Genomic DNA, 21629 nt, shown 5'->3' on the forward strand with positions numbered 1-21629 from the left:
ATAATCCGACCGGTGCGAAGTCCAGTCGACCGAGCGAATCGCCTGGCATGCGGTGTGGAATCGACTCACGTGGCGAACAGACACGCCGGTCGTCACGATTCTATCGACTGGCCCGTGCGGGCACACAAGATGGGGGGGCGGTGTAGAAAAACGTCGCGGCGGGGCGGCCCCGACAGAAATGCGGCACGTCAGCAGTGACGGCCGTTCTACGCGTCGACCGCGTGTTGTTTCAGTTCGTCCAGATTGGCGAATTCCAGTGCGGATATGTGCGTCGATTCCAGGACGACAGACGGTGCCATGCCGGCATCGAAGGCTTCCTTCCACCGCGCGGCGCACAGACACCAGCGATCACCGGGCTGCAGACCGGGAAAATCGAACATGGGATTGGGGGTGGACAGATCGTTTCCGCGCTGCCGGCTGAATTCCAAAAATTCGGCGGTGACCTGAGAACAAACAACGTGCAGCCCCGTGTCTTGGCCGCCGGTGTTGCAACAGCCATCGCGATAAAAACCGGTCATCGGATCGGTACTGCAGGTTTGAAGTTCGCCCCCCAGTACGTTCTTGGCCTTTGCCATCATCACGTTCCAAATCCAAGGATTGCCATGTCACCGATGCCCGCAGTCGCCGCTGGGGCCCGCCTCGGCGTCATTGTAGGCCGATGGGAAACAGCGTAGCGTCGTCTTGAGCCCGTCGCGACAGGGGCCCCCATCAGCGTGAAAACGCACCAGATGTGGAATTTGATTCTGGACGATCTGGAAGGACTTCTTCGGTGGACCGTCAATCTTCAACGCGTCGGCCGATCAAATCTTGATAAAGACACGACGTCGATAAAGCCAAAGGAGCATGCCGTAGATGATCAATAGTGTGATTGCACCCGACACGGTGCTGATCGACGCGGGGCCGAACCACGCAAATGAATCACGGCCCAAGTGGCAGAACAGCACATCACGAATCGGTTCAACGATCGTCCAGCTGAACACGTAGGCCAGGATGCTGTTCGCACCGATGACGACAAACGGAAAACTCCACGATTGCCATTGGTGCTGATCACAAATCCAGTGCAGCAAGGCCAGCCACAGGAAGCAAACCGCGCCGCTGACCAGCGTCCATGACGGCGTCCAGATTCGTTTGACGATCGGGCAAAGATCCGTCCATCCCAAGAACCAACCCATGACAAAGCAGATGGATGCCGCAAGAAGCAGGCGTTTCATGCGTCCGCCGAACGAACGAATGTCGCGGAACCAACGTCCGGCAAAGATCCCCAACAACATCGTGCCCAGCGTCGGGATGAACGAAATGGTGCAGTAACCTCCGCCGTTGCAAACAAATGGTTCTTCGCGAGGAAACAAGTTCATCCACCAGACTTCCAGCCGCCAACTGGGGTTGCTGTTTTTGTTCCAGCGTGATGCAAAACCATCGTGGTGATGGGGCCAATCTTGAGGCACGCCGACCGCGGCATAATCAAAGTCGTCCTGTGGCGGGGCCGACGCCGCGTACCACGCCCAGAAACCGATCAGAACAACCGCCAATGCGATCAAATTCCAACGTGGCGACAGCAACGCGATCACGAAGGCAATGGGGTAGCCCAATCCGATCTGTGTCAGCGTGTCGTCGAAGCGAAATTGAGTTGAATCGTGACCGAGGGAACGCAGGCCGATGCCCAGCAGCACCAAGACGGCGGCACGCCACAGGGCGTGTAAAAACAACTTGGTGTCACTGCCGCCGTGACGACGTCGACTGGCAATGGAAAAGGGCAACGCGACACCGACCAGGAAAGTGAATCCCGGCTGGATCATGTCGTGCAACGACCCGCCTTCCCAGGCGATGTGGGACGTATGAAAACTGATCCATTGACAAATCGTGCTGTCGGGAAAGTGATCACCCAATTGATCCAGGTGCATCATTTCCGCCAGCATCAAAAACATCACCATGCCGCGGAACACGTCGATGCTGACCACACGTCCCGTTTTCGTCGCGGTCAACGCCGATTCATTCGGAACGTCACCGCGGGAATCGTCAGATGGGTTGTTCATCGCCGGGGTTCCGGATCGCGGTGTGTGGCATCGAGGCGGTCACTTTGGGGATGGCGTCCGGTCGGCCGATGACGCATCACGTTGTCGGCGGCATCGCTGGCTGCAATACAGGACTTGTTCCCAATGGCTGCGCCATTTTTTACGCCATGCGAACGTTCGGCCACAAACCGGGCAAACTTTTTGTGGCAGCGTTCGTTTGCGATCTCGATTCTTTGGCATCGGGTCTTCTGCAACGGGCGACGTTTGGCGATCGGTGAACCCATCGATGAAAAAACATCGTGGGGATTGAGTCGCCGCAACAGGGGCGTGATTGCGACGCCGCCCAAGCCATGGGAAACGACCGGTGGCCAGTCACGCATCGACCCGAGCGTCCTAGACCTTTTCCGCGGTTCCCGCGACGGTTTCGCCCGTGACCGGTGCTTTGCGTCGTGGCACGACGGAACCATCGGTTCGTTGTTGTGGCGGAACGACCACACCACAACTGACGATGAATTGTATGGCCTCGTCGATCGTCAGATCCAAATCGATGGCTTCGCTGCGTCGCACCGTCACGATGAATCCGGTCATTGGCATGGGGCTGGTTGGCATCAGAACGCTTAGTGTCGGTTCCCCACACGCTTCGGTGATCTCCAACATGCTGCCACCAGTGACAAAGCCGATCGACCAGATACCTTCGCGTGGATACTGAATTGCCACCACGCGGTTGAATTCAATCTCGCGATCATCAAAGGCAAAGTCCGTGATCTGCTTCACGCTGCCGTAAACCTTGTTGACGATCGGGATCCGCAGGATGGCCGCGTCGAAACTGGCCACAAACCATCGCCCGACGCCGCCGGCGAACACGCGTCCCAGAAAATAAAGCACCGTCAGGAATACGATCAAAAACACCGGCACCACGATGGATCGTGGCATGTACGTCAGTTCGACATAACGGTGCCAGTAAGCCGACGCGCTGGCCGGTCCCGGTGTGAACGGCCCAAAGTAGTCGGCGTTGTCGTCCACTTTGTTGACAACGTAGTCCGGCAGGAAGCGGAAACCATTTGGGCCAGGGACATAGTTGGTGCCTTCGTAGAAGAACCCGTCCAGACGGCGGCCCGATTCGGTGGATGCCTGCGCGCCTTCGGGGATTTCCGCCAACGTGTCGTTGACGTACCAAACGATGGCGTGACGGATGCCGCTTTCGACGGGGCGAAGCACGTAGCTTTCGATCGCGTTCCAAGCCCAGATCAACACGACGATCGTCAACAGCGGCGGCAGCACCACACCCAGACCGCGCAGGATGGCGCGTCGGAACGTGCCCCCGCGCGATTCGGCGCGCGACGAAGCCACGCGGATCGCGTCGGCCATGTCATCGGCCTGCGGCGAATCGGGATCGGAAGGTGTTGGAGCGTCGCTCATGAAAGTGGTTTCAGTCGCTTAGAGTCGATGGTCGGCTCGTGGTTGGTTTTGGGACCGACAAGCCCTGAACAGAGCCTGTGCTTATCCGGCAAAACCGTTGGGGCCGTTTAGGTGAGCGGTGCGTTTGTCGCCGCCCCGGACGTGTTTCGGCAACGCATCAGCCGTGCCAGTTTTCGAGTCATTGGCGAATTGCCCGTGCGATGACGCCCACACTGACTCGATCGGCACCGGCCAACTTCAGGACACGTGCCACTTCATTGGTTGTCGCCCCGGACGTCATCACGTCGTCGACGATCATGACGTGCCCACCCTTAATTCGGCCAAACGGTGCCCGGCCGAAACGGTCCGATGGAAGATAGCTTTTTTTAACGACAAAGGCATCGCGGACGTTGGAAATTCGCTGGCGATCTCCCAGCCATGCTTGTTTCGCGATCGGTCGCCGTGTCCGCAAGATTGATACAAACGGACGATCCAACTTGTTCGCTACGGTGACCGCCAATGTTTCGGCGGAACAACCACCTCGTGACAACCGGCGTGTCCAGTACGACGGCACGTAGGTCACCATGTCGGGCAACGGATCCATGTCGCCGGAAAGATCCCGGAGAATCTCCGACGCCAAATGTCCCGCCGCAGCGACGGCGATCGCCGCATGGCGTCCATATTTCGAGGCAACAACCATGCCCCGGACTGCTTCTTCGTAGGACCAAAGCGCATGGGTGCGGTCGATTCGCCAGCCTTTACCAGGTCCGGACGCACCACCACCACACACGGTGCAGCGACCCTTTTTGGCGGCCGATGCCCCGCCGGGCACTCCGCACCATCGGCATCCCATCCGCATTTTTGGACGCGAAACGGACAAGCGGGTCAGACAATCCTGGCAAAAATCACCGCCACCAGGGGTTTGTCGGCTGCACAACACGCAGGTCGGCGGCAGGACTAAATCCACCCATCCTGTCGATGGCATACTGATTGTTGACCGCTGGTCCGTCATCGGCGTGGGTTACCTGAGTGGGAAAAGTCGGCTGCGGCGTGGTTCGTCGGGGGGCCGGCACCGGCTTTACGATTTTCGAACCGAATCGGCGTGAACGAAGGCAGAACGAATCGCGAATGTCCGTCGGGGCGAAAAGAAAATTTCTGGAAAAACGAAAAACAGGTTTTTATCCGCGAACCTTCCCTTGCCCTGGGCGTCCTTACGACCGATCCCTGAGATTGGGTGACGGCTGGATCCGCTTTTCGCTGGTCCCCGTTGCTCCGCAGGAGTATCCTTTTTTGCGACGGTTGATGTTGTTTGCCACACCGCGGTTGATCCGTTGGCGTGGTTGAATCGTATCGTGACCGTCGCCTGGGTTGGAGTCACCGGCTCTGCCCAACCCATCAACTTCATCGTTTTTTTGTTTTGCTGCCGCACCCAAAACAAAGGGTGCCGGGAGGTTTGAAATGCGTTTGGAACAAGCCGCCGCCGTCGTCGTTCGCGTCTTTGCAGTTGTCGAAGTACGCACGAATCGCGTCATGGGTGCGTTTGCCGCCGCATTGCAGACCTCCACCCGTTTGATTCGCAGTTATCTGCGAGACGGGATTGATTGGCAGTGGCTGTTCTCGTCCAGATCACATCGACACCTATCGAGTTCGATGTCGTCAGGTCTGGATGTCTTGTCGGATCGCATGCACCCGCGTTGTCCGGGCCGGCCCATGTTGGTGCCGGTGACAACGCAGGGCCCGATCGGCACAGGGCGATTGAAACCGACGCTTGGCAAACGCTGCGGCTGATGTCGATCGCCGGCCTTGGTCGTGCGGAAAACCCTCGCACGCCACGGCTGACACGACACAGGCAACGTTTTGACCGTCGCTGAAATCGCCTTCCGATCCGGCACCGTTGTGTTGGTCCATCGGCCGTGATGCTTCGCACTGAAACGAAGCATTCCTCGGACGCCTGGAACCTGACAACGCACCGCATTCGGTCGGCATGGTCATCGCGGTTAACCAAGCAATCGGTTTGACGCCTTTGGACATCGGTTCCTTTGTCAGGTCCGCCGGAATCCGGCCGTGACCATCGACGAAACACCGTTTTGCCAAAGTCGTCTTGATCGACCCCGCCGCTAGACCGGCCACCACGACAACGCAACTTCGCACCGCTTTCGACTCCCACCGATCGCCAAGTCGCGAAGTTTAACGAAGCCAAACACAACCAGCAAAACACCCCACCGCGACGGCTGCCAAGAAAGTCGTCGCCCACCGAATCCGCCCCTTTTGGATTCACGTCGATCGTCACCGGCGGCCAGCAGAACCCTGGCCCCGACGGATCGGCCGACAAGGCGGATCGGGAAAAGGAAATCAACGATGAATGCAATCGATGAACAGCCAATGTCCCCGGCTCAGCTTCGCCAATGCAGCGTGGCTGAACTGGTGAAGTCGGCCCAGGATGGAAATCGCGAGGCCTTCGGCGAACTGTTCGAACGTTACCGTGGCGGAATCGTCGCGTTGGCGATGCGGAAGGTCCGCGACGGCGACGAGGCCGAAGAATTGGCCCAAGACGTCTTCATGCAGGCGATGCAGAAGATCAATCAATTGCGTGTTCCGGAAGCTTTCGGCGGGTGGTTGCGTCAGATCTTGCACCGCATGGCGATCAACCGCATCACGCGTCATCGCGGCGCGGTCGTTTGTGATCCCGAGACTTTGGAAGCAACGTGTGCGGCCGACGCAACGCCCGAAACCTTCGCCCAAGATCGCGAAGAGGCCGCCGCAGTTCGCAGCGGGATCGGACGTTTGAACGAGATGGATCGGGACACGCTGAACGCGTTTTACCTGAACGGACAAACCTTGATCGAAATGAGCGATGCGTTCGCCGCACCGGTCGGAACGATCAAGCGACGTCTGCACGTGGCGCGGAAGCGATTGGCTAAAGAAATCGATGTGATGCAAGCGGTTTGATCCGCTGGCCGATCGATCCGTTTCCCACAGTCGCCCATGCACCAAAATCCGTGACGCCCCGCCGGTGAAAAATCATCGGCGGGGTTTTTTTGGGGCTTTCGCCAGCGACATCGGGAGGAGTGATTCTTGCTGAGACCTGGCATCCGCACGGCGAAGCAAGACGAACCGTGATTGCAAGCAATCTGGAAAACAGGCGTTGCAGGCAAGCGGGCAAAGTTGGGGGCCAAATCGCAGGGGATCGTCCGGCGGGATGGGCTTTTCACCAGTGTGGTTGATTGAATACCCTCCGCAAAACTCACCCCGACGCCGTTGCCCAACGATTGGGCTTTGGGGCGTGCGGAATTGATGGGTGAATCACGAGGTCTGGATCGACACGATGCTTCATCATCCCCAATCCACCGATCACGAATCACCGAGCGACGGTCAACGTCCTGCGGCTCCCGTTGATGCGCTGAGCGCGTCTGCGTTGGAATTGTTGATGAAACCGTTGCCGCGTCGCCAGCCGTCACGCCAGGACAGTGGATCGTGGCGTGTCCGAAATAGTGGTTCGTCGGTATCGATGACCGAGGGGGTCGGCGAGGGGTTTTATCGGCCCGGAACTCTGCTGTGGTTGTCGGCGTTCCTGTTCTTGCTGGTGCCACTGTTGACGCTGGCGGATGTTCCGATCGCCCGCTACGTCGCCAACACTCGGTGGTCCAGTGATTTCCAGAGTGCCCTCGATCTGACCCTGGTTTTTTCGCACGGCATCGGCGTCTTTTTGGTGTTGGTGGGGATCATGTTGATGGCTCCCGGCAAACGCTGGCAAGTTCCCCGTTTGGCGACCTTGGCGCTGGGCGGTGGATCGGTAGCCATGATGGCCAAGCTGTTCGTGTTGCGGCGCAAACCCCACGCGTTGAACTTGGATCTGGCGACCACCGACTATGCGTGGTTGTGGGCGTTTGATTGGGATTTGGATCAGATCGCGACCTTCGCCGCACAGACACGCGCGTTCCCCAGCGGCAAAGTCGCCACGGCGACGGCATTGATCGTCGGTTTGTGGGTGATCCTGCCGCGCGGTCGCTGGCTGTTCTTCATCATTGGTGCCGGCCAACTGTTGCAGCCATTGTTAAGTGGTGCCCATTTCTTTACCGACGGGATCGGCGGCGTGGCGTTCGGGTTGTTGTGGGGGTACGTCTGCTTCAGCCCCAACCTGTTGGGCAGCGTGTTCGATCGCTTTGCACCCGAATCGCACCAGCGACTGCGGCGTCGCAAACGTGACAGTTATGCGTTGGCCGGCGAAGGATCCGGCGGCGGCGTTCACAGCGAAGATCGCGACAACGCGGAATCGCAGGAAGACAAACGAGCGGCGTGATTCGTTTTGCCGGCCGTTGGCTACTCGTTCATGCGTTGTCGCAGCGCATCCAAAACCGGTGGCGGAACGAACTTTGCCAATCGTTGGTCGCTGTCGCTGACTGCGGCGATCTGTTTCAGCAACGAACTGCTGACGTGTGAAAAACGTTCGTCGGCCATCAGAAACACAGTCTCGATGCTGTCGTCCAACTGCCGGTTGGCCATCATCATCGTGAATTCACCGGCGGTGTCGGTCAGCGGTCGAATGCCACGGATCATCAGCGATGATTTCTGCTGGCGGACGAAATCGACGGCCAAGCCATCGAACGGTTCGACACGCACGTTTTCAAAAGGCTCGGTGACCTTCTGAACCAGTTCGACCCGCTTTTCGATTGAGAACATCGGGCGTTTGTCCGCATTGATGCCGATCCCGACGACCAAATTTTCGAACAACGCCGAAGCCCTTTGGATAATGTGCAGGTGCCCCAGCGTTACGGGGTCGAAGGAGCCGGTGTACACGGCCGTGCTTTTGTGGGGCATGGTCAATCAATGAAGCAAGAGAAGTTGGCAGGCCATGGGCCAATCCGTTCGGCTACTTTGCCAGGCCTGCGGCCAAATCAGCCAGTTGTTCCAGTTCGTGCAGTGTGTTGTATGCGTGGATGCTGGCGCGGACACCCGCACCACGACAGCTGATGACCATGGAAGAATCCAAGGCCGATTGTCGGACTTTTGCCGCATCGACCCCGGGGACTTCAAAGATAACGATTCCCGTGCGATGCATTGACCCGACTGGTGCGTGACAAATCAGACCACGTTCACGCAGCATTCCTTCAAAGCCGTCGACCAGTCCGATCACCCGGTCAGCGATCGCGTTGGCACCGTGCATGCGGCGGACTTGCAGGAACAATTCAACGCTGGCCGACAAGGCGGCAAATCCGACCATGTTGGCCGACCCGCCTTCGAAACGAGCGGCGGTCGGGCGAAGGTCCAAATCGGTTGCCGTGAACGCTTTGGATTCTTTGACGCTATGCCAGCCCACGCCGATGCACCGCAGCGTTTCCAGGTGACGCCGGGCGACCACGGCGACGCCGGCACCCTCAGGCCCCAACAGCCATTTGTGACCGTCGGCCGCTAGAAAGTCGACAGGAATTTGGGACAGATCCAGTGGGTACATTCCCAAGCCCTGGATCGCGTCGACGAAAACCTTCACGCCGCGGCGATGAGCCCGGTGCACCAGAGATTCCAGATCGACCCGGTAGCCGCTGGAAAATCCGACCCAGCTGACGGCGATCATCTGAGTCGAATCGTCGACACGGTCGAACAAGTCATCGATTTCCACGCGGCCATCGCGGCGGGGAACAATTCGCACGTCCACGCCCTTGCTTTGTTGGTTCAGCCAAGGCAGCAAATTGCTGGGATATTCGCCTTCGGGCACCACCACGCTGTCGCCGGGCTGCCACGGCCAGCCTTCGGCCACCAGGTTGATACCGGTCGTTGTGTTGGGAATCAGACAGACTTCGTCGATCGACGCACCGGTCAGCTCGGCAAATTGTCCTCGTAACGTTTCCTGGCGATCGTGCCACTGCGGCCACACGGTGTCGCCTTCTTCACTGGCCTGAGTCGCAAACTTGGTGATCGCATCGGCGGCCGGCTTGGGCAGGGGGGCCACGGCGGCATGGTCGAAATAGTGCCATTTAGCCGTGATCGGCATCTGGTTTCGCCACCACAGCCACGGATCGCGCCGCAGCAAGTCGTCGGCGGTCGATGTTGGGGGGGCAGTAGACGAATTTTCAGGGGCGGGCGTCGAATTCATGGGCCAAATGCCGCGTTGACGGGACGAAGTATCGCAATCAACATCGCACTTTCGTCGCAATCCTTACAGCCGTCCGAGCGGCGAATTTTCGTGAAAATGCACACCTTGGGCGGGCGTGGGAAAATGCGTCGAGGGCAACTATACTTTGCCGATGAAGTTCCCAAGCAAATCCAACGGCCTGTCGCGGCGGGCCCCATTTCAGTCCTTTAGTCCTTTTCAAGAGGTTGGTTGATGCCCAAGGCGCTTTGTCTGATCAGCCTTGTGGCTTCGATCCTGGTCGTCGTGCTGTTTGGTGCCGATGCGATCATGGGCCTGGCCGGCATGGAAGATGTCGCTCCGCTGGGCTACGCCAGCTTGCTGATGGACCTGACGTTTGCCATTTTCGGCCTGATTCTGGTCTTTTTGAGCTTCACGACCTATCGCGAGCAGCGATAACCCCGGCCGTCTTGCCCTTGCCCCCCGCTTTTCGCGGTGGTCCTTCTTGGCGGTTGCGTGCGATCGACGCACGCCGTGATGAGCGGGCCCTGGATCCGCTGACTGTCGACTCATCCCCCGGGGCTGGCGATGTGGTGGGCAACCGACGCGCTTTCAAACGGTTATCTTGGTGGATCCATCGCCGCTTTGGCCTGCCTGGCCACCAGAAACTGCGGCGATTGATCACGTCCCGCCCTCCCCTTTCCTGGTTTCGGCCCTCGGCCGCCCCGCCATGCCAATCACAAGACGTCAGTTCTGTCGTGCCGCGACCGCGGCTTCGTTCTGCACATGGACCCTTTCCGACGCACGAGCCGATTCGGACGCGAATTCGTCGGGGATCGGCAAGCTGGAAACGATGGTGCCGTACCGTCAGATCACCAAGCCGCCGGGGCACCACTGGTTCGGGTACTACGACAAACGAGAATTCGACCCGACGGGGACAAAGGTGCTTTCGAACCGGGTGAATTTCGAAGGGCGTTCCCCCGCGGGAAACGATTCGATCGACGTCGGCTATGTCGACACCGCCGACGGTGACCACTGGGTGCCGCTTGGTGTGTCCAACGCTTGGGGATGGCAGCAAGGTTGCATGCTGCAGTGGATCGGACGCGACGGACGCCGTGTTCTGTGGAACGACCGCCAGGGTGACCAGTTCGTGTGTCGCATTCACGACCTGAAATCGGGACGAACGCGAACGATTGATCGGCCGATCTACACGATCAGCGACGACGGTCGCTTTGGTTTGTCTGCGGATTTTCGTCGCATCGACAACCTGCGTCCGGGATACGGCTATGACGGACTAGCCGATCCCTTTGTCGATCAGCGGAGCCCAAAGGAATCAGGCGTTTGGAAAGTCGACTTGGAAACGGGCGACAGCCGTTTGATTCTTTCACTTGACCGTGTCGCCGCAATGCCATGGCACGACGGCCAAACACACGACGAAGCTTGGCACTATTTCAACCATTTGTTGATCAATCCGTCCGGCACGCGCTTTATCGTGCTGCATCGGTTCCGCCCGGAATTTGATCCCCAGACGTTGCAATACAAAGGCGGTTTCGTGACGCGGATGTTGACCGCCGATCTGGACGGCAACGATTTGTATGAGTTGGATCCATCCGGGAAAACGTCCCACTTCATTTGGAAAGACGACGAAGTCGTGACGATGTGGACGCGGCCCATTGGCATGCCCGCCGGCTTCTACGACTTCGTCGATCACACCGACAAGGTGACGCCCGTGGGTGCCGGGGTGATGAAGTCCAATGGTCACAACACGTATTTACGCGGCGACCACGGTGATTGGATCTTAAACGACACCTATCCGTCCAAGCAGGACCGCCGCCAAACGGTGTATCTGTACCACGTTCCCAGCGGCCGTCGATTCGATCTGGGACATTTCCCATCACCCCATGCCTACACGGGGGAATGGCGTTGTGACACGCACCCGCGTTGCAGCGAAGACGGCACGCAGGTGGCCATCGACAGCCCGCATCAAGACGGCCGACAAGTTCACCTTTTGGACATCAGCGAACTGTTGGCCCGGAATTCATAGCGGCGGTTCCCACCGCTGCCCCGATTCCCGATCACCTTGTTCGGGAAACGAACGATCAAGAAGCCACGTTTTCGGCGGCTGACTTGTCCGCCTGCATCTTTTCGCGTAGTTCCTTGCACGCATCGCTGGGGTTGCTACACAGCGAACAACTGGTGGAACCATCGGGATTGGTCTTGCTGTTCAGCCCACCGCAACTGCCGCTGATCGCACGCCGCCCGAACATCACGCCGACGGCCATGCCGGTGACCACGATTCCCATAAACACAGCCGTGACGACCGCCAGCGGCAGGACACGTGAGACAAAGGAGGATTCATCCTTGGCATTCGATTCATCGGAACCTTTCACCGTTGTCAACTGATCGACATACGGTTGGAACTGGCCTGTGGCCGCTGCGTCGTAGCCATCCTGGTTGCGATGGATCACCAACACGTCCAGGCCTTCGGCTTTGGCGGCTTCGATACCCGCATCAGGTCCCAGCACATTGATGGCGGTGGCCCATGCGTCGGCCGACATGCAATCGTCGGTAATCACCGACACGGAGGCGACGTCGTGCTTGACCGGGCGTCCCGTTCGCGGATCAATCGTGTGTGAATACCGAACGCCATCGATCATGAAAAAGTTTCGATAATCGCCCGATGTTGCGATCGCCCCATTGGTCAGACCGTGGGCAATGGCCGGACGATTCATCGCTTGGTCCGGCGCCTGAATGCCGACCATCCAAGGGCCGGTTGGCTTTGCCCCCGTCGTTCGAATTTCACCGCCGATTTCAACGAAGACGTTTTCCGCACCAGTGGATTGCAGCAATTCGACGATGCGGTCCACGCCATGGCCTTTGGCGATCGCCGACAGATCGATGCGCAGATCGGGAATGTCTTTGCGCAACGCCGGTGGTTGTAATCGGACATGCAGATGCGAATACCCGGTCGCCGCTTTCAAGCGTTCCAAGGTTGCATCATCGGGGATTTGATTGGAACGCGGGGCGGGGCCAAAGCTCCACGCGTCCACCAGAGGTCCCACGGTCACGTCGAAGCCGCCATCGGTCAGTTCCGAAATCTCCAAGGCTCGCTTGACCACCAGGGCAGTCGCATCGCTGACGTCGAACCAATCGGTCGAATCCGATGCATTGAACTGCGAGATCTCCGACGACTTCAAATAGGTCGACATCTGGTCGTTGACGGTTCGCAATTCGGCATCGACTTGAAAGCGAAGATCGTCCGGCAGCGAATCATGGGGCGGCGCGATTTTGATCGAATAAGTCGTCCCCATCGTCTGGCCCGCAAAGCTGACCAGGTCTTGCTGACCGCGGGCTGGCGACTGACCGATGCCCAGTGCAACCAAAAGAAACAACGCGGCCACCCAAAAGTGCGACCGCGTTGCGACGTGCATGAATGCGTTCATGAAAGATCAACCACCGAAGTCGTCGTAGGCGATGTTTTCCGGTTCGACGCCCAAATCATCCAACATCTTGAAGACCGCTTGGTTCATCATCGGCGGTCCACAGATGTAGTACTCGATGTCTTCGGGTGCCGGGTGCTTGGACAGGTAATTTTCCAACAACACTTGGTGAATGAATCCGACGTAGCCCGACCAATTGTCTTCGGGCATCGGCTCGGAAAGCGCGATGTTGAATTGAAAGTTCGGGAATTCCTTCTCGATCTCACGGAAGTGATCGATGTAGAACAGTTCACGCAAGCTACGACCGCCGTACCAGTACGACACTTTTCGGTCGGTCTTGCGGTTCTTGAACAGTTCGAAGATATGGCTTCGCAGCGGAGCCATTCCCGCACCACCACCGATGTAAACCATTTCGGCGTCGGTGTCCTTGATAAAGAACTCGCCATAGGGACCACTGATGGTGACCTTGTCGCCCGGCTTTCGGCCAAAGATGTAACTGCTCATCTTGCCCGGCGGGATGCCTTCGGGGCCACGTGGCGGCGGCGTCGCGACCCGGATGTTCAGCATGATGATGCCCTTTTCACCCGGATAGTTGGCCATCGAATAGGCACGCACGACGGGTTCGTCGACCTTTGACACGTAACGCCAAACGTCAAACCGGTCCCAGTCCGGGTGGTACTCTTCTTCGATATCGAAGTCCTTGTATTCCTGGACGTGAGGCGGGCATTCGATCTGAATGTAGCCACCGGCCTTGAAATCGACTTCTTCGCCCTCGGGCAACTCCAGCACGAATTCCTTGATGAACGTCGCAACGTTGTGGTTGCTGCGGACGGTGCATTCCCACTTCTTGGTTTCGAAGGCTTCGGCAGGAACTTCAACCTGCATGTCTTGCTTGACCGCGACTTGGCAACTCAAACGGTCGCCTTCTTTCGCTTCACGGTTGCTGATGTGACCCTTTTCGGTCGGCAAAATATCGCCACCGCCTTCGGTCACTTTCACCTTGCACTGGGCACAAGTGCCACCACCGCCGCAAGCGCTGGAAACGAAAATGCCGGCGTCCGCCAACGCGCCCAGCAATTTACCGCCGGCGGGGACTTCGATTTCTTTCTGGTTATTGACGGTGATCTTCACCGGGCCCGAAGCCACCAGCTGGCTCTTGGCCAACAAGATCACCACCACCAACGCGACCACCACGAAGGTGAACATCACGACGCCGAAAACAACGGTTGTCATCGAATCAGACTTTGTTGACTTTTTGAAATGTGAATGACGAACGGATCGGCAGGCCGATCATGCGGTGGCGGACGCCTTGGGGATGTCCGACGCAGCAGCACCTGGCGACGATCCCGGAACCCGCCCGAATCGGATCAAAGCTGAATCCCGCTAAACGACATGAACGCCAGCGACATCAGTCCAACCGTGATAAACGTGATGCCCAAACCACGCAGCGGCGGTGGAACGTCACTGTATTTCAGTTTTTCACGAATTCCCGCCAACGCGGCGATCGCAATGGCCCAGCCGACGCCGCAGCCGAAACCGTAGACGCACGATTGGGGGAAGTTGTAGCTACGTTCCTGCATGAACAGCGACGCACCCAGGATGGCGCAGTTGACCGTGATCAGCGGCAGGAAAATTCCCAACGCGTTGTAAAGCGACGGAAAGAATCGGTCCAATGTCATTTCCAGAATCTGGACCATCGCCGCGATGACGCCGATGTAGCTGATGAAGGACAGAAACGTCAGGTCGACGGTCGAAAAATCGATCACATCGGTGCCGATGCCCAGGCCGTTCAGCCAGGTCAACGCGCCCTTCTTCAACATCCAGTCGTAAATCAACTGGTTGGCCGGAACCGTGATGGTTTCGATCACGATCACGGCAACGCCCAGGCCCAGTGCTGTTTTGACGTTCTTGCTGACCGCCAAGAACGTGCACATGCCCAGGAAAAAGGCCAATGCCAAGTTCTCGACGAAGACGGCCTTCAAAAAGATGCTCAGGTATTCTTCCATCGGACTCTAGGCCTCTTCGATTTGTTCGGGGCGGAACGATCGGATCACCCAGATCATGATGCCGATCAAGAAGAACGCACTGGGCGGCAGCAACATCAAGTTGTTCGGGTTGTACCAACCGCCGTTGCGGTCCAGTTCCATGATGGTGACGCCGAACAGCGATCCGTTGCCAAACAGTTCCCGAAAGAACGCGACGACCAGCAGCACCATGCCATAGCCGAGGCCGTTGCCGACGCCGTCCAGAAAGCTGATGCCGGCCGGGTTCTTCATCGCAAAGCCTTCGGCGCGACCCATCACGATACAGTTGGTGATGATCAGCCCGACGAAGACCGAAAGCTGCTTGCTGATGTCGAAAAAGAAGGCCTTCAAGAATTGGTCGACCACAATCACCAGCGACGCGATCACGGTCATCTGGACGATGATCCGAATGCTGCTGGGAATGAAACTGCGGATCGCACTGACGGCCAGGTTACTGAACGCGGTCACCGCAATCACGGCCAAGGCCATGACGACCGACGTTTCCATCTTGGTGGTCACCGCCAGGGCACTACAGATCCCCAGGATCTGCAACGCGATCGGGTTGTTATCAACCAGGGGTCCCAGCAGGACCTCTTTGGGTTTGGGGGCTGCCATGATTAACCCTCCAGCGTGGGTTGAAGTCCGGTGCTCGGTGAAACGCCAGCGGTTTCTTCGCCGGCGGGTGCTTCGTTCAATTCCGTCCGAAGCTTCTTCATGAACGGGCCATAGCCGTCATCGCCGGCCCAATAATTGATCAGGTTGGTCACGCCGTTGCTGGTGATGGTGGCACCGGACAGACCGTCGACCGAATAAGGATTTCCAGGAGGCGCCGGACCCTTGCTGACCTTGGCCGCCGGTTGCCCACTGTCGTCAAACAGCAGTTTGCCTTCCCACTGTTGTTTCCAACGCGGGTTGTCCACTTCGCCGCCCAGTCCCGGGGTTTCCCCGTGTTCGTAGAACGTCAGACCTTGAATCGTCTCCAGGTCGCTTTTCATCGCCAGATAGCCGTACATGGTCGACCACAAGCCTTTGCCATAGACGGGCAAGACGATTTGTCGGATACGGTCCTCGCCCGGACGTTTCACGAAGAAGACCTTGGCGACCTTTTCGCGACGGCCGATTCCGGGGTTGTAATCCTCAGCGACGACTTCGACGCTGCGAGCCTTGTCGTCGACCACTTCACGAGGATCGTAGGTTTCCGGATCGATCTCGGTGTTGTAGGAACCGTCTTCCAAGTTGACCAATTTTTCACTGATCCACTCGTACAGTTCCGCCACCTTTTCAGCCGACAGCTGTGACGCGGGCTTTCCGTATTCGCCCATCGCCAGACCTGTGGCGTCCAGAATGTTTCGTTGTTGATCCAGTTGCTTGTTCTTCGCTTGGATCGGACGCAGGACGACCGCCGCGGCGCTCACCGCTAGCGAACAAACCACGCAAAGAACCAGGGCAACCAAGATGGTGTTGCCGATCGAATCACGCCGTTGCATAACGAGCCTTTCTGCGAGAGACGTTCCACTGGACGACGAAGTAGTCGATCAGCGGAGCAAACACGTTGCCGAACAAGATGGCCAGCATGATTCCTTCGGGGAAAGCCGGATTGATGACCCGAATCAGGACGGTCATGAATCCGATCAGTCCGCCGTACAGCCATTTACCGGTTTCGGTCATCGATGCGCTGACTGGGTCGGTGGCCATGTAAACCAAACCGAACGCCAAGCCGCCGATGGCCAGGTGCCAATAGAATGGGACTGCGAACATGGGGTTCGTTTCGCTGCCCACCGCATTCAACAACAACGACGTGGCGACGACACCGCCGATCACGCCGGTCATGATTTTCCAGGATCCGACGCCGCAGGCGATCAAGATGCCGGCGCCGACCAAGCACAACAGGGCGCTGGTTTCGCCGACACATCCCTGAATGGTGCCGATGAAAGCACTCATCCAAGTGATCGGTTCCTGGGCACCCCAGACATAGTCGACGCTGGCCAGTGAACCGACGGCGTCCTGTTCGGCGATCGCCATCTGCCCCAGGGCGGTCGCGCCGCTGAAGCCATCGACGGCCGTCCAGACTTTGTCACCACTAATTTGGCCGGCGTACGCGAAGTACAAGAACGCACGACTGGTTAGGGCGACGTTCAAGAAGTTTCGACCCGTTCCGCCGAAGACCTCCTTGGCCACGATCACCCCGAACGCAATCCCCAGTGCGACCTGCCAAAGCGGAATCGATGCGGGCAGTGTCAGCGGGAACAGTAGCCCCGTGACCAAGAAACCTTCGTTGATTTCGTGTCCACGCAGAACGCTGAACACCAATTCGATGTGGCCACCGACGAACATCGTCACGATGTACATCGGCAAAAAGAAGATCGCACCGAGCACGAAATTGGCGACATGATCCGATGCGTCATAGCCGAAGCCGATCGCCTGGAACAGTTGGTGATGCCAATCGTAATCGATGTCGATCCCCGCGGCGGTCATCTTTTCAACCGCTTCGGTGGCCTGGTAACCGACATTCCACATGCCGAACAGGGTCACCGGAACCAACGCGAAGACGACCATGCTCATCATCCGCTTCAGGTCAATGCCGTCGCGAACGTGGGTCAAGCCGTGCGTAGTTTCGCCGGGTGTGTAAAGAAATGTGTCGAGGGCCTCGTAGACCGGGTAGGCCTTCTCCAGAATCGCACCCTTTTCAAAGTAAGGGTGTACCGAATCCAGAGCGTCGCGCAGTGCTTTCATGTTTCTGGGTATTCCTTGATCAACCTTCCCGTTCGATCGTGGTCAAGTTTTCACGCAACAGGGAACCGTACTCGTATTTGCCGGGACACACGAACGTGCACAACGCCAAGTCTTCTTCGTCCAACTCCAACGCGCCCAACTGTTGCGCTTGGTCGGTGTCGCGGACGATCAGGGCACGCAGCAATTGCGTCGGCAGGATGTCCAACGGGACGACCTTTTCGTAGGTTCCCAGTGGCACCATCGCCCGCACGCTGCCGCCGGTGGACGTCGTGAAGGGGAATTTTTTGCCCGGCGTCATCGCGGATGCGAAAACGCGTGTCACGCTGTACTTATCAAAACCGGGTTTTTGCCAGCCAAGAAACTCGCGTTCATCGCCTTCGGCCAAGACGGAGACTTGGTTGTGATAGCGGCCCAGGTACTGGTGTGGATCCAACGCGGTGCGTCCGCAAAGCACCGAACCGGAAATCGGCCGGACTTTGACGTCTTCGCATTCGCCGTCGATCAATTCGCTGACGTTGGCGCCCAAACGGGTTTCCAACAATCGCGGCTGTTTAACGACCGGTCCGGCCAACGCGATGACGCGTCGCGGGTCCAACGTTCCATTGATCAACAGCGATCCGATCGCCGCAACGTCTTGATACCCGATGTGCCAAACCGTTTTGGTCGGTCCCACCGGGTCCAAGTGATGGATGTGAGTGCCGACTAGCCCCGCCGGGTGGGGGCCGCCGAACGATTCAATTTCGATTTTGGTGTTGGAAGACCCGGGGATCTCGGAGTTCGGCGATTTGCACACGAACACCTTTCCGTCGGTCAGCTCGGCGATCGCTTCCAAGCCCAGTGAAAACTGGTCCTTGCGGTCGGCCAGCACCACCGCGGGGTCCGCCGCCAGCGGATTGGTGTCGATCGCGGTCACAAAGATCGAATGCGGGGTGGTGCCCGGGGCGGGAACTTTGCCGTAAGGGCGTCCGCGAAAGGCGGTCCACAGCCCGGACTGGACCAACACGTCGGTCAGCCCCTGACGGCCCATGCCCGACGGCGTGCCGCCCTTGGCTTGGTCGAATTCGACGCGTTCGTCCCCTTCGACTTGGATCGTCAACGCTTCGAATTTCCGTTTCGCACCGCGGACCACGCCGGTCACGCGACCCGATGCCGGAGCGGTGAAAATCACGCCGGGGGTCTTTTTGTCCTCGAACACCGGTTGGCCGGCGCGAACGGTGTCGCCTTCGGCCACCAGCATCGTGGGCTTCATACCGACGTAGTCGTCACCCAACAGGGCAACCGACGAAACCGGCGAAGCGACTTCGATGTGCTGTTCCGGGCATCCCGTGATGGGAAGGTCCAAACCCTTTTTGATCGTTACCATCGACTGTTTCAGCCTAGAAAGAATGCTTCACACGAACGCCGGCCCGTGTCGAAGACCGCCTGGTCGTGGCAAAACACGCCGCAGAGACTTTGTGAAAAAAATCACAAAGTAGGTCCAAGTCAACGCCCGCGGTTCTTGCGGGCGTCACTGTGGCAGAATATCGCACAGGCAAGCAAAAGTGACAACGGCATTGGACGCCGCTGCGGACGGTTTTCCCCAGGGCATCCCACGACGGTCAACGCTGACCGTTGCAACTGGAAAACTTTGCCGTCTTTGCAGGCAATGCACCAAGACCTGGCAACGGCGATTGGCGCGCCGCTAACACCCGATTCACGGGACGTTCGTCTTCCGGTAACCCCTTGCCGATGCTCCGCGATCGGGTGCCACCTTTGAATCAATACGCCTAGCGTTTTTTCCCTGCGCGTTTACGCTGCTGCAGAATTTTTTTTTGCATCGGTTTGCGGTGCCGTTTTTTGTTTGGTCGCGAGAGCGTTCCGACTGCGGCCGCCGGAAACAAGCGAACCCATCGTCACGCGGCATCCCTCAGGTGCATCGTCACGGGATGCCCCATGCCGGCGTCTGCTTTGGGAGTCACTGCTTCAGTGTGGCCGCCGAAGGAAACATCGCATGCGTGCCCCTGCGATTCACGCGGGCTAATGCGATTGTTTGCCCGGCCGACGAATACGAACTCAATACACCCTTTCCATCAAAGGCATCCGCCCTTGCGTCGCAACGACATCCGAAACGTCGTCATCATCGCCCACGTTGATCATGGAAAGACCACGCTGGTCGATTGCCTGTTGCGTCAAAGCGGCCAGTTTCGCGATGCGGAACTGAAAGGCGAACGCATCCTGGATTCCAATGATTTGGAACGGGAGCGTGGGATCACCATTTTGTCAAAGAACATCGCGATTCCCTACCGCGACGTCAAAATCAACTTGATCGACACGCCGGGCCACGCGGATTTTGGCGGTGAAGTCGAACGCGTCGTCCAGATGGCCGACGGTGCTTTGGTTTTGGTCGACGCCGCCGAAGGCCCCATGCCACAAACCCGCTTTGTTCTGGAAAAGGCTCTGCAGGCCGGCGTCCGGCCTATCGTGGTGGTCAACAAGGTCGACCGCCCGGACGGCCGCCCGCACGAGGCGCTGGACGAAGCGCTGGAATTACTGGCCGAGCTTGGCGGCGAAGACCAACTGGACAATGCGGCCTATGTCTTTGCCAGTGCCAAAGAGGGATTCGCCACGACCGACCCCGAAGCGACGTCCCCCAACATGCAACCGCTGTTGGACTTGCTGGTGGACGCGGTTCCCGGACCCGAAGTGGAAACGGAAGCTCCGCTGCAAATGCTGGTAACCACTTTGGACTGGAGCGACTACGTCGGTCGAATTGCGATCGGTCGAATCACCGCCGGTGGCATTCGCAGCGGTCAAAACGTGATGCTGTACCAGAAGGATCAGCAACGTGTGGCGAAGGTCGGCGGATTGTTCGTGTTCGACAAGCTTGGGCGCACCCCCGCCGAACAAGCGTCGGCCGGAGACGTGATCGCGATCGAAGGTTTGGAGAATGTCGAAATCGGCGACACCATCGCCAATACCGAAGGCGGCGCCGCGCTGCCGCGGCTAAGTGTCGACGAACCGACACTTGAGATGATTTTCAGTGTCAACACGTCGCCGTTTTTGGGGCGCGAAGGCAAGTTCGTGACAACGCGTCAGCTGAAGGCACGGCTTGAAAAGGAACTTGAGCGAAACGTCGCACTGCGGGTCCGTCAGGTCGAAGGCAGCGACAGCTATGCCGTGGCGGGCCGGGGCGTGTTGCACTTGGCCGTCTTGATCGAAACGATGCGACGCGAAGGTTACGAGCTGAGCGTCGGAAAGCCGCAGGTGGTCTACAAAGAAATCGACGGGATCAAGCACGAGCCCTACGAAGATTTGCGGGTGGAGGTGCCCACCGAAACGATGGGGCCGGTGATGGAACTGGTGGGTTTGCGCCGCGGAACCTTGGACGTGATGCAACAGCGTGGCGATTTCAGTTTGCTGAGCTTCAAAATCCCCTCGCGTGGTCTGATCGGCTTGCGAACCAAGTTACTCAACGCCACCCGCGGGACGGCGATCATCCATCACCGGTTTGACAGTTACCAAGTGGTCGAGGGCGAAGTCCCGCGTCGCGGAAACGGCGTGTTGATCTCCATGGTCAGTGGCAAAGCGATGCCGTTTGCTTTGTTCGGTTTGCAGGACCGATCCGAATTGTTCGTCGCCCCGGGAACGGAAGTCTATGAAGGCATGATCGTCGGCGAAAACGCCCGCGATAACGATATGACGGTGAATCCGTGCCGCGAGAAAAAGCTGACCAACATGCGGGCCAGCGGCAGCGACGAGAACGTGATTCTGAAGCCGCCGCGCGACATGTCTTTGGAAGCCGCACTGGAATACATCGAAGACGATGAACTGGTGGAAGTCACGCCGGAGAATATTCGGCTTCGCAAAGCCGTGCTGGGCGAAGCGGATCGTCGTCGTATCAAGCGTGCCGGGAAAACCGCGGCCGCCGTTTAGGCCTTGCCAGGCGGCGAGGCTTGTCGGGGATTCACGCACACCC

The 21629-nt window shown here is 58.4% G+C and carries 20 protein-coding genes; 6 read left to right on the forward strand and 14 right to left on the reverse strand.

Annotated elements, in window-relative coordinates:
• Nucleotides 1-206: 206 nt before the first annotated feature.
• From HFP54_RS03580 to HFP54_RS03600, 5 genes are all read right to left on the reverse strand, one after another.
• Nucleotides 207-575: a DUF2237 family protein gene (locus HFP54_RS03580; protein ID WP_168564201.1), complete on the reverse strand. Its 369-nt coding sequence runs from the start codon at nucleotides 573-575 to the stop codon at nucleotides 207-209.
• 225 nt (nucleotides 576-800) lie between these two features.
• Nucleotides 801-2033 (reverse strand): acyltransferase family protein, encoded by a 1233-nt coding sequence (locus tag HFP54_RS03585; RefSeq protein WP_206035968.1) that lies wholly within the window; start codon nucleotides 2031-2033, stop codon nucleotides 801-803.
• Nucleotides 2034-2072: 39 nt separating this feature from the next.
• Complete coding sequence (locus HFP54_RS03590) at nucleotides 2073-2252, reverse strand: DUF2256 domain-containing protein (protein WP_146412586.1); 180 nt, start codon at nucleotides 2250-2252, stop codon at nucleotides 2073-2075.
• Nucleotides 2253-2405: 153 nt separating this feature from the next.
• On the reverse strand, nucleotides 2406-3380 hold the full coding sequence (locus HFP54_RS03595; protein WP_390656515.1) for a DUF502 domain-containing protein: 975 nt from the start codon (nucleotides 3378-3380) through the stop codon (nucleotides 2406-2408).
• Between the two features lie 229 nt (nucleotides 3381-3609).
• Nucleotides 3610-4377 carry a ComF family protein gene (locus HFP54_RS03600; protein ID WP_206035969.1) on the reverse strand — a complete coding sequence of 256 codons (768 nt, stop codon included), beginning with the start codon at nucleotides 4375-4377 and terminating at the stop codon, nucleotides 3610-3612.
• Nucleotides 4378-4868: 491 nt separating this feature from the next.
• On the opposite strand from HFP54_RS03600, the gene HFP54_RS03605 reads away from it, so the two are divergent.
• From HFP54_RS03605 to HFP54_RS03615, 3 genes are all read left to right on the forward strand, one after another.
• A complete protein-coding gene (locus tag HFP54_RS03605; RefSeq protein ID WP_168564059.1) occupies nucleotides 4869-5198 on the forward strand; it encodes a hypothetical protein in 330 nt (109 codons plus the stop codon).
• Between the two features lie 570 nt (nucleotides 5199-5768).
• On the forward strand, nucleotides 5769-6359 hold the full coding sequence (locus HFP54_RS03610; protein WP_168564060.1) for an RNA polymerase sigma factor: 591 nt from the start codon (nucleotides 5769-5771) through the stop codon (nucleotides 6357-6359).
• A gap of 376 nt (nucleotides 6360-6735) precedes the next feature.
• Nucleotides 6736-7710: a phosphatase PAP2 family protein gene (locus HFP54_RS03615; RefSeq protein ID WP_168564061.1), complete on the forward strand. Its 975-nt coding sequence runs from the start codon at nucleotides 6736-6738 to the stop codon at nucleotides 7708-7710.
• Nucleotides 7711-7730: 20 nt separating this feature from the next.
• Here the strand turns inward: HFP54_RS03615 and coaD are convergent, their stop codons facing one another.
• A complete protein-coding gene (coaD, locus tag HFP54_RS03620) occupies nucleotides 7731-8228 on the reverse strand; it encodes a pantetheine-phosphate adenylyltransferase (RefSeq protein WP_197136469.1) in 498 nt (165 codons plus the stop codon).
• A gap of 52 nt (nucleotides 8229-8280) precedes the next feature.
• Complete coding sequence (locus HFP54_RS03625; protein ID WP_235951218.1) at nucleotides 8281-9501, reverse strand: aminotransferase class V-fold PLP-dependent enzyme; 1221 nt, start codon at nucleotides 9499-9501, stop codon at nucleotides 8281-8283.
• A 231-nt stretch (nucleotides 9502-9732) separates the two neighbouring features.
• Here HFP54_RS03625 and HFP54_RS03630 point away from each other — a divergent pair, with 231 nt between their 5' ends.
• Nucleotides 9733-9936: a hypothetical protein gene (locus tag HFP54_RS03630; protein ID WP_145300559.1), complete on the forward strand. Its 204-nt coding sequence runs from the start codon at nucleotides 9733-9735 to the stop codon at nucleotides 9934-9936.
• 271 nt (nucleotides 9937-10207) lie between these two features.
• Nucleotides 10208-11521 carry a hypothetical protein gene (locus HFP54_RS03635; protein WP_168564062.1) on the forward strand — a complete coding sequence of 438 codons (1314 nt, stop codon included), beginning with the start codon at nucleotides 10208-10210 and terminating at the stop codon, nucleotides 11519-11521.
• A gap of 55 nt (nucleotides 11522-11576) precedes the next feature.
• Here HFP54_RS03635 and HFP54_RS03640 read toward each other — a convergent pair whose 3' ends face one another.
• The 7 genes from HFP54_RS03640 to HFP54_RS03670 all read right to left on the reverse strand — a co-directional run bounded on the left by HFP54_RS03640 (nucleotide 11577) and on the right by HFP54_RS03670 (nucleotide 19037).
• The gene (locus HFP54_RS03640) at nucleotides 11577-12920 is read right to left on the reverse strand and encodes an FAD:protein FMN transferase (RefSeq protein ID WP_235951219.1); all 1344 of its coding nucleotides are present in this window, start codon (nucleotides 12918-12920) and stop codon (nucleotides 11577-11579) included.
• 6 nt (nucleotides 12921-12926) lie between these two features.
• Nucleotides 12927-14150, reverse strand: a complete 1224-nt coding sequence (nqrF, locus tag HFP54_RS03645) for an NADH:ubiquinone reductase (Na(+)-transporting) subunit F (RefSeq protein WP_146412599.1) — start codon at nucleotides 14148-14150, stop codon at nucleotides 12927-12929.
• 134 nt (nucleotides 14151-14284) lie between these two features.
• Complete coding sequence (gene nqrE, locus HFP54_RS03650) at nucleotides 14285-14923, reverse strand: NADH:ubiquinone reductase (Na(+)-transporting) subunit E (RefSeq protein WP_146412602.1); 639 nt, start codon at nucleotides 14921-14923, stop codon at nucleotides 14285-14287.
• Nucleotides 14924-14929: 6 nt separating this feature from the next.
• On the reverse strand, nucleotides 14930-15556 hold the full coding sequence (locus HFP54_RS03655) for an NADH:ubiquinone reductase (Na(+)-transporting) subunit D (protein WP_145300547.1): 627 nt from the start codon (nucleotides 15554-15556) through the stop codon (nucleotides 14930-14932).
• Between the two features lie 2 nt (nucleotides 15557-15558).
• A complete protein-coding gene (locus HFP54_RS03660) occupies nucleotides 15559-16428 on the reverse strand; it encodes a Na(+)-translocating NADH-quinone reductase subunit C (protein WP_146412606.1) in 870 nt (289 codons plus the stop codon).
• Nucleotides 16415-17674 carry an NADH:ubiquinone reductase (Na(+)-transporting) subunit B gene (locus HFP54_RS03665; protein WP_168564063.1) on the reverse strand — a complete coding sequence of 420 codons (1260 nt, stop codon included), beginning with the start codon at nucleotides 17672-17674 and terminating at the stop codon, nucleotides 16415-16417. Before HFP54_RS03665 ends, HFP54_RS03660 begins: the two co-directional genes overlap by 14 nt.
• Nucleotides 17675-17693: 19 nt before the next feature.
• Nucleotides 17694-19037, reverse strand: a complete 1344-nt coding sequence (locus tag HFP54_RS03670) for a Na(+)-translocating NADH-quinone reductase subunit A (protein ID WP_168564064.1) — start codon at nucleotides 19035-19037, stop codon at nucleotides 17694-17696.
• Between the two features lie 722 nt (nucleotides 19038-19759).
• Between HFP54_RS03670 and typA the strand changes: the two genes are divergently transcribed.
• On the forward strand, nucleotides 19760-21586 hold the full coding sequence (gene typA / locus HFP54_RS03675; RefSeq protein ID WP_231604578.1) for a translational GTPase TypA: 1827 nt from the start codon (nucleotides 19760-19762) through the stop codon (nucleotides 21584-21586).
• The last annotated feature ends 43 nt before the right edge of the window (nucleotides 21587-21629 follow it).

Source organism: Crateriforma spongiae (assembly GCF_012290005.1).
In the GTDB taxonomy this organism is placed as follows: domain Bacteria; phylum Planctomycetota; class Planctomycetia; order Pirellulales; family Pirellulaceae; genus Crateriforma; species Crateriforma spongiae.

Bases quoted from the DNA above. Each gene is read 5' to 3' on its own strand.
- HFP54_RS03640 (WP_235951219.1), bottom strand. From the start codon at position 12,920: ATGAACGCATTCATGCACGTCGCAACGCGGTCGCACTTTTGGGTGGCC.
- HFP54_RS03655 (WP_145300547.1), bottom strand. From the start codon at position 15,556: ATGGCAGCCCCCAAACCCAAAGAGGTCCTGCTGGGACCCCTGGTTGAT.
- HFP54_RS03630 (WP_145300559.1), top strand. From the start codon at position 9,733: ATGCCCAAGGCGCTTTGTCTGATCAGCCTTGTGGCTTCGATCCTGGTC.
- HFP54_RS03585 (WP_206035968.1), bottom strand. From the start codon at position 2,033: ATGAACAACCCATCTGACGATTCCCGCGGTGACGTTCCGAATGAATCG.
- HFP54_RS03625 (WP_235951218.1), bottom strand. From the start codon at position 9,501: ATGAATTCGACGCCCGCCCCTGAAAATTCGTCTACTGCCCCCCCAACA.
- HFP54_RS03610 (WP_168564060.1), top strand. From the start codon at position 5,769: ATGAATGCAATCGATGAACAGCCAATGTCCCCGGCTCAGCTTCGCCAA.
- HFP54_RS03635 (WP_168564062.1), top strand. From the start codon at position 10,208: ATGCCAATCACAAGACGTCAGTTCTGTCGTGCCGCGACCGCGGCTTCG.
- nqrE (WP_146412602.1), bottom strand. From the start codon at position 14,923: ATGGAAGAATACCTGAGCATCTTTTTGAAGGCCGTCTTCGTCGAGAAC.
- HFP54_RS03590 (WP_146412586.1), bottom strand. From the start codon at position 2,252: ATGCCAAAGAATCGAGATCGCAAACGAACGCTGCCACAAAAAGTTTGC.
- coaD (WP_197136469.1), bottom strand. From the start codon at position 8,228: ATGCCCCACAAAAGCACGGCCGTGTACACCGGCTCCTTCGACCCCGTA.
- HFP54_RS03580 (WP_168564201.1), bottom strand. From the start codon at position 575: ATGGCAAAGGCCAAGAACGTACTGGGGGGCGAACTTCAAACCTGCAGT.
- HFP54_RS03615 (WP_168564061.1), top strand. From the start codon at position 6,736: ATGCTTCATCATCCCCAATCCACCGATCACGAATCACCGAGCGACGGT.
- HFP54_RS03670 (WP_168564064.1), bottom strand. From the start codon at position 19,037: ATGGTAACGATCAAAAAGGGTTTGGACCTTCCCATCACGGGATGCCCG.
- HFP54_RS03595 (WP_390656515.1), bottom strand. From the start codon at position 3,380: ATGGCCGACGCGATCCGCGTGGCTTCGTCGCGCGCCGAATCGCGCGGG.
- HFP54_RS03660 (WP_146412606.1), bottom strand. From the start codon at position 16,428: ATGCAACGGCGTGATTCGATCGGCAACACCATCTTGGTTGCCCTGGTT.
- nqrF (WP_146412599.1), bottom strand. From the start codon at position 14,150: ATGACAACCGTTGTTTTCGGCGTCGTGATGTTCACCTTCGTGGTGGTC.
- HFP54_RS03665 (WP_168564063.1), bottom strand. From the start codon at position 17,674: ATGAAAGCACTGCGCGACGCTCTGGATTCGGTACACCCTTACTTTGAA.
- HFP54_RS03605 (WP_168564059.1), top strand. From the start codon at position 4,869: ATGCGTTTGGAACAAGCCGCCGCCGTCGTCGTTCGCGTCTTTGCAGTT.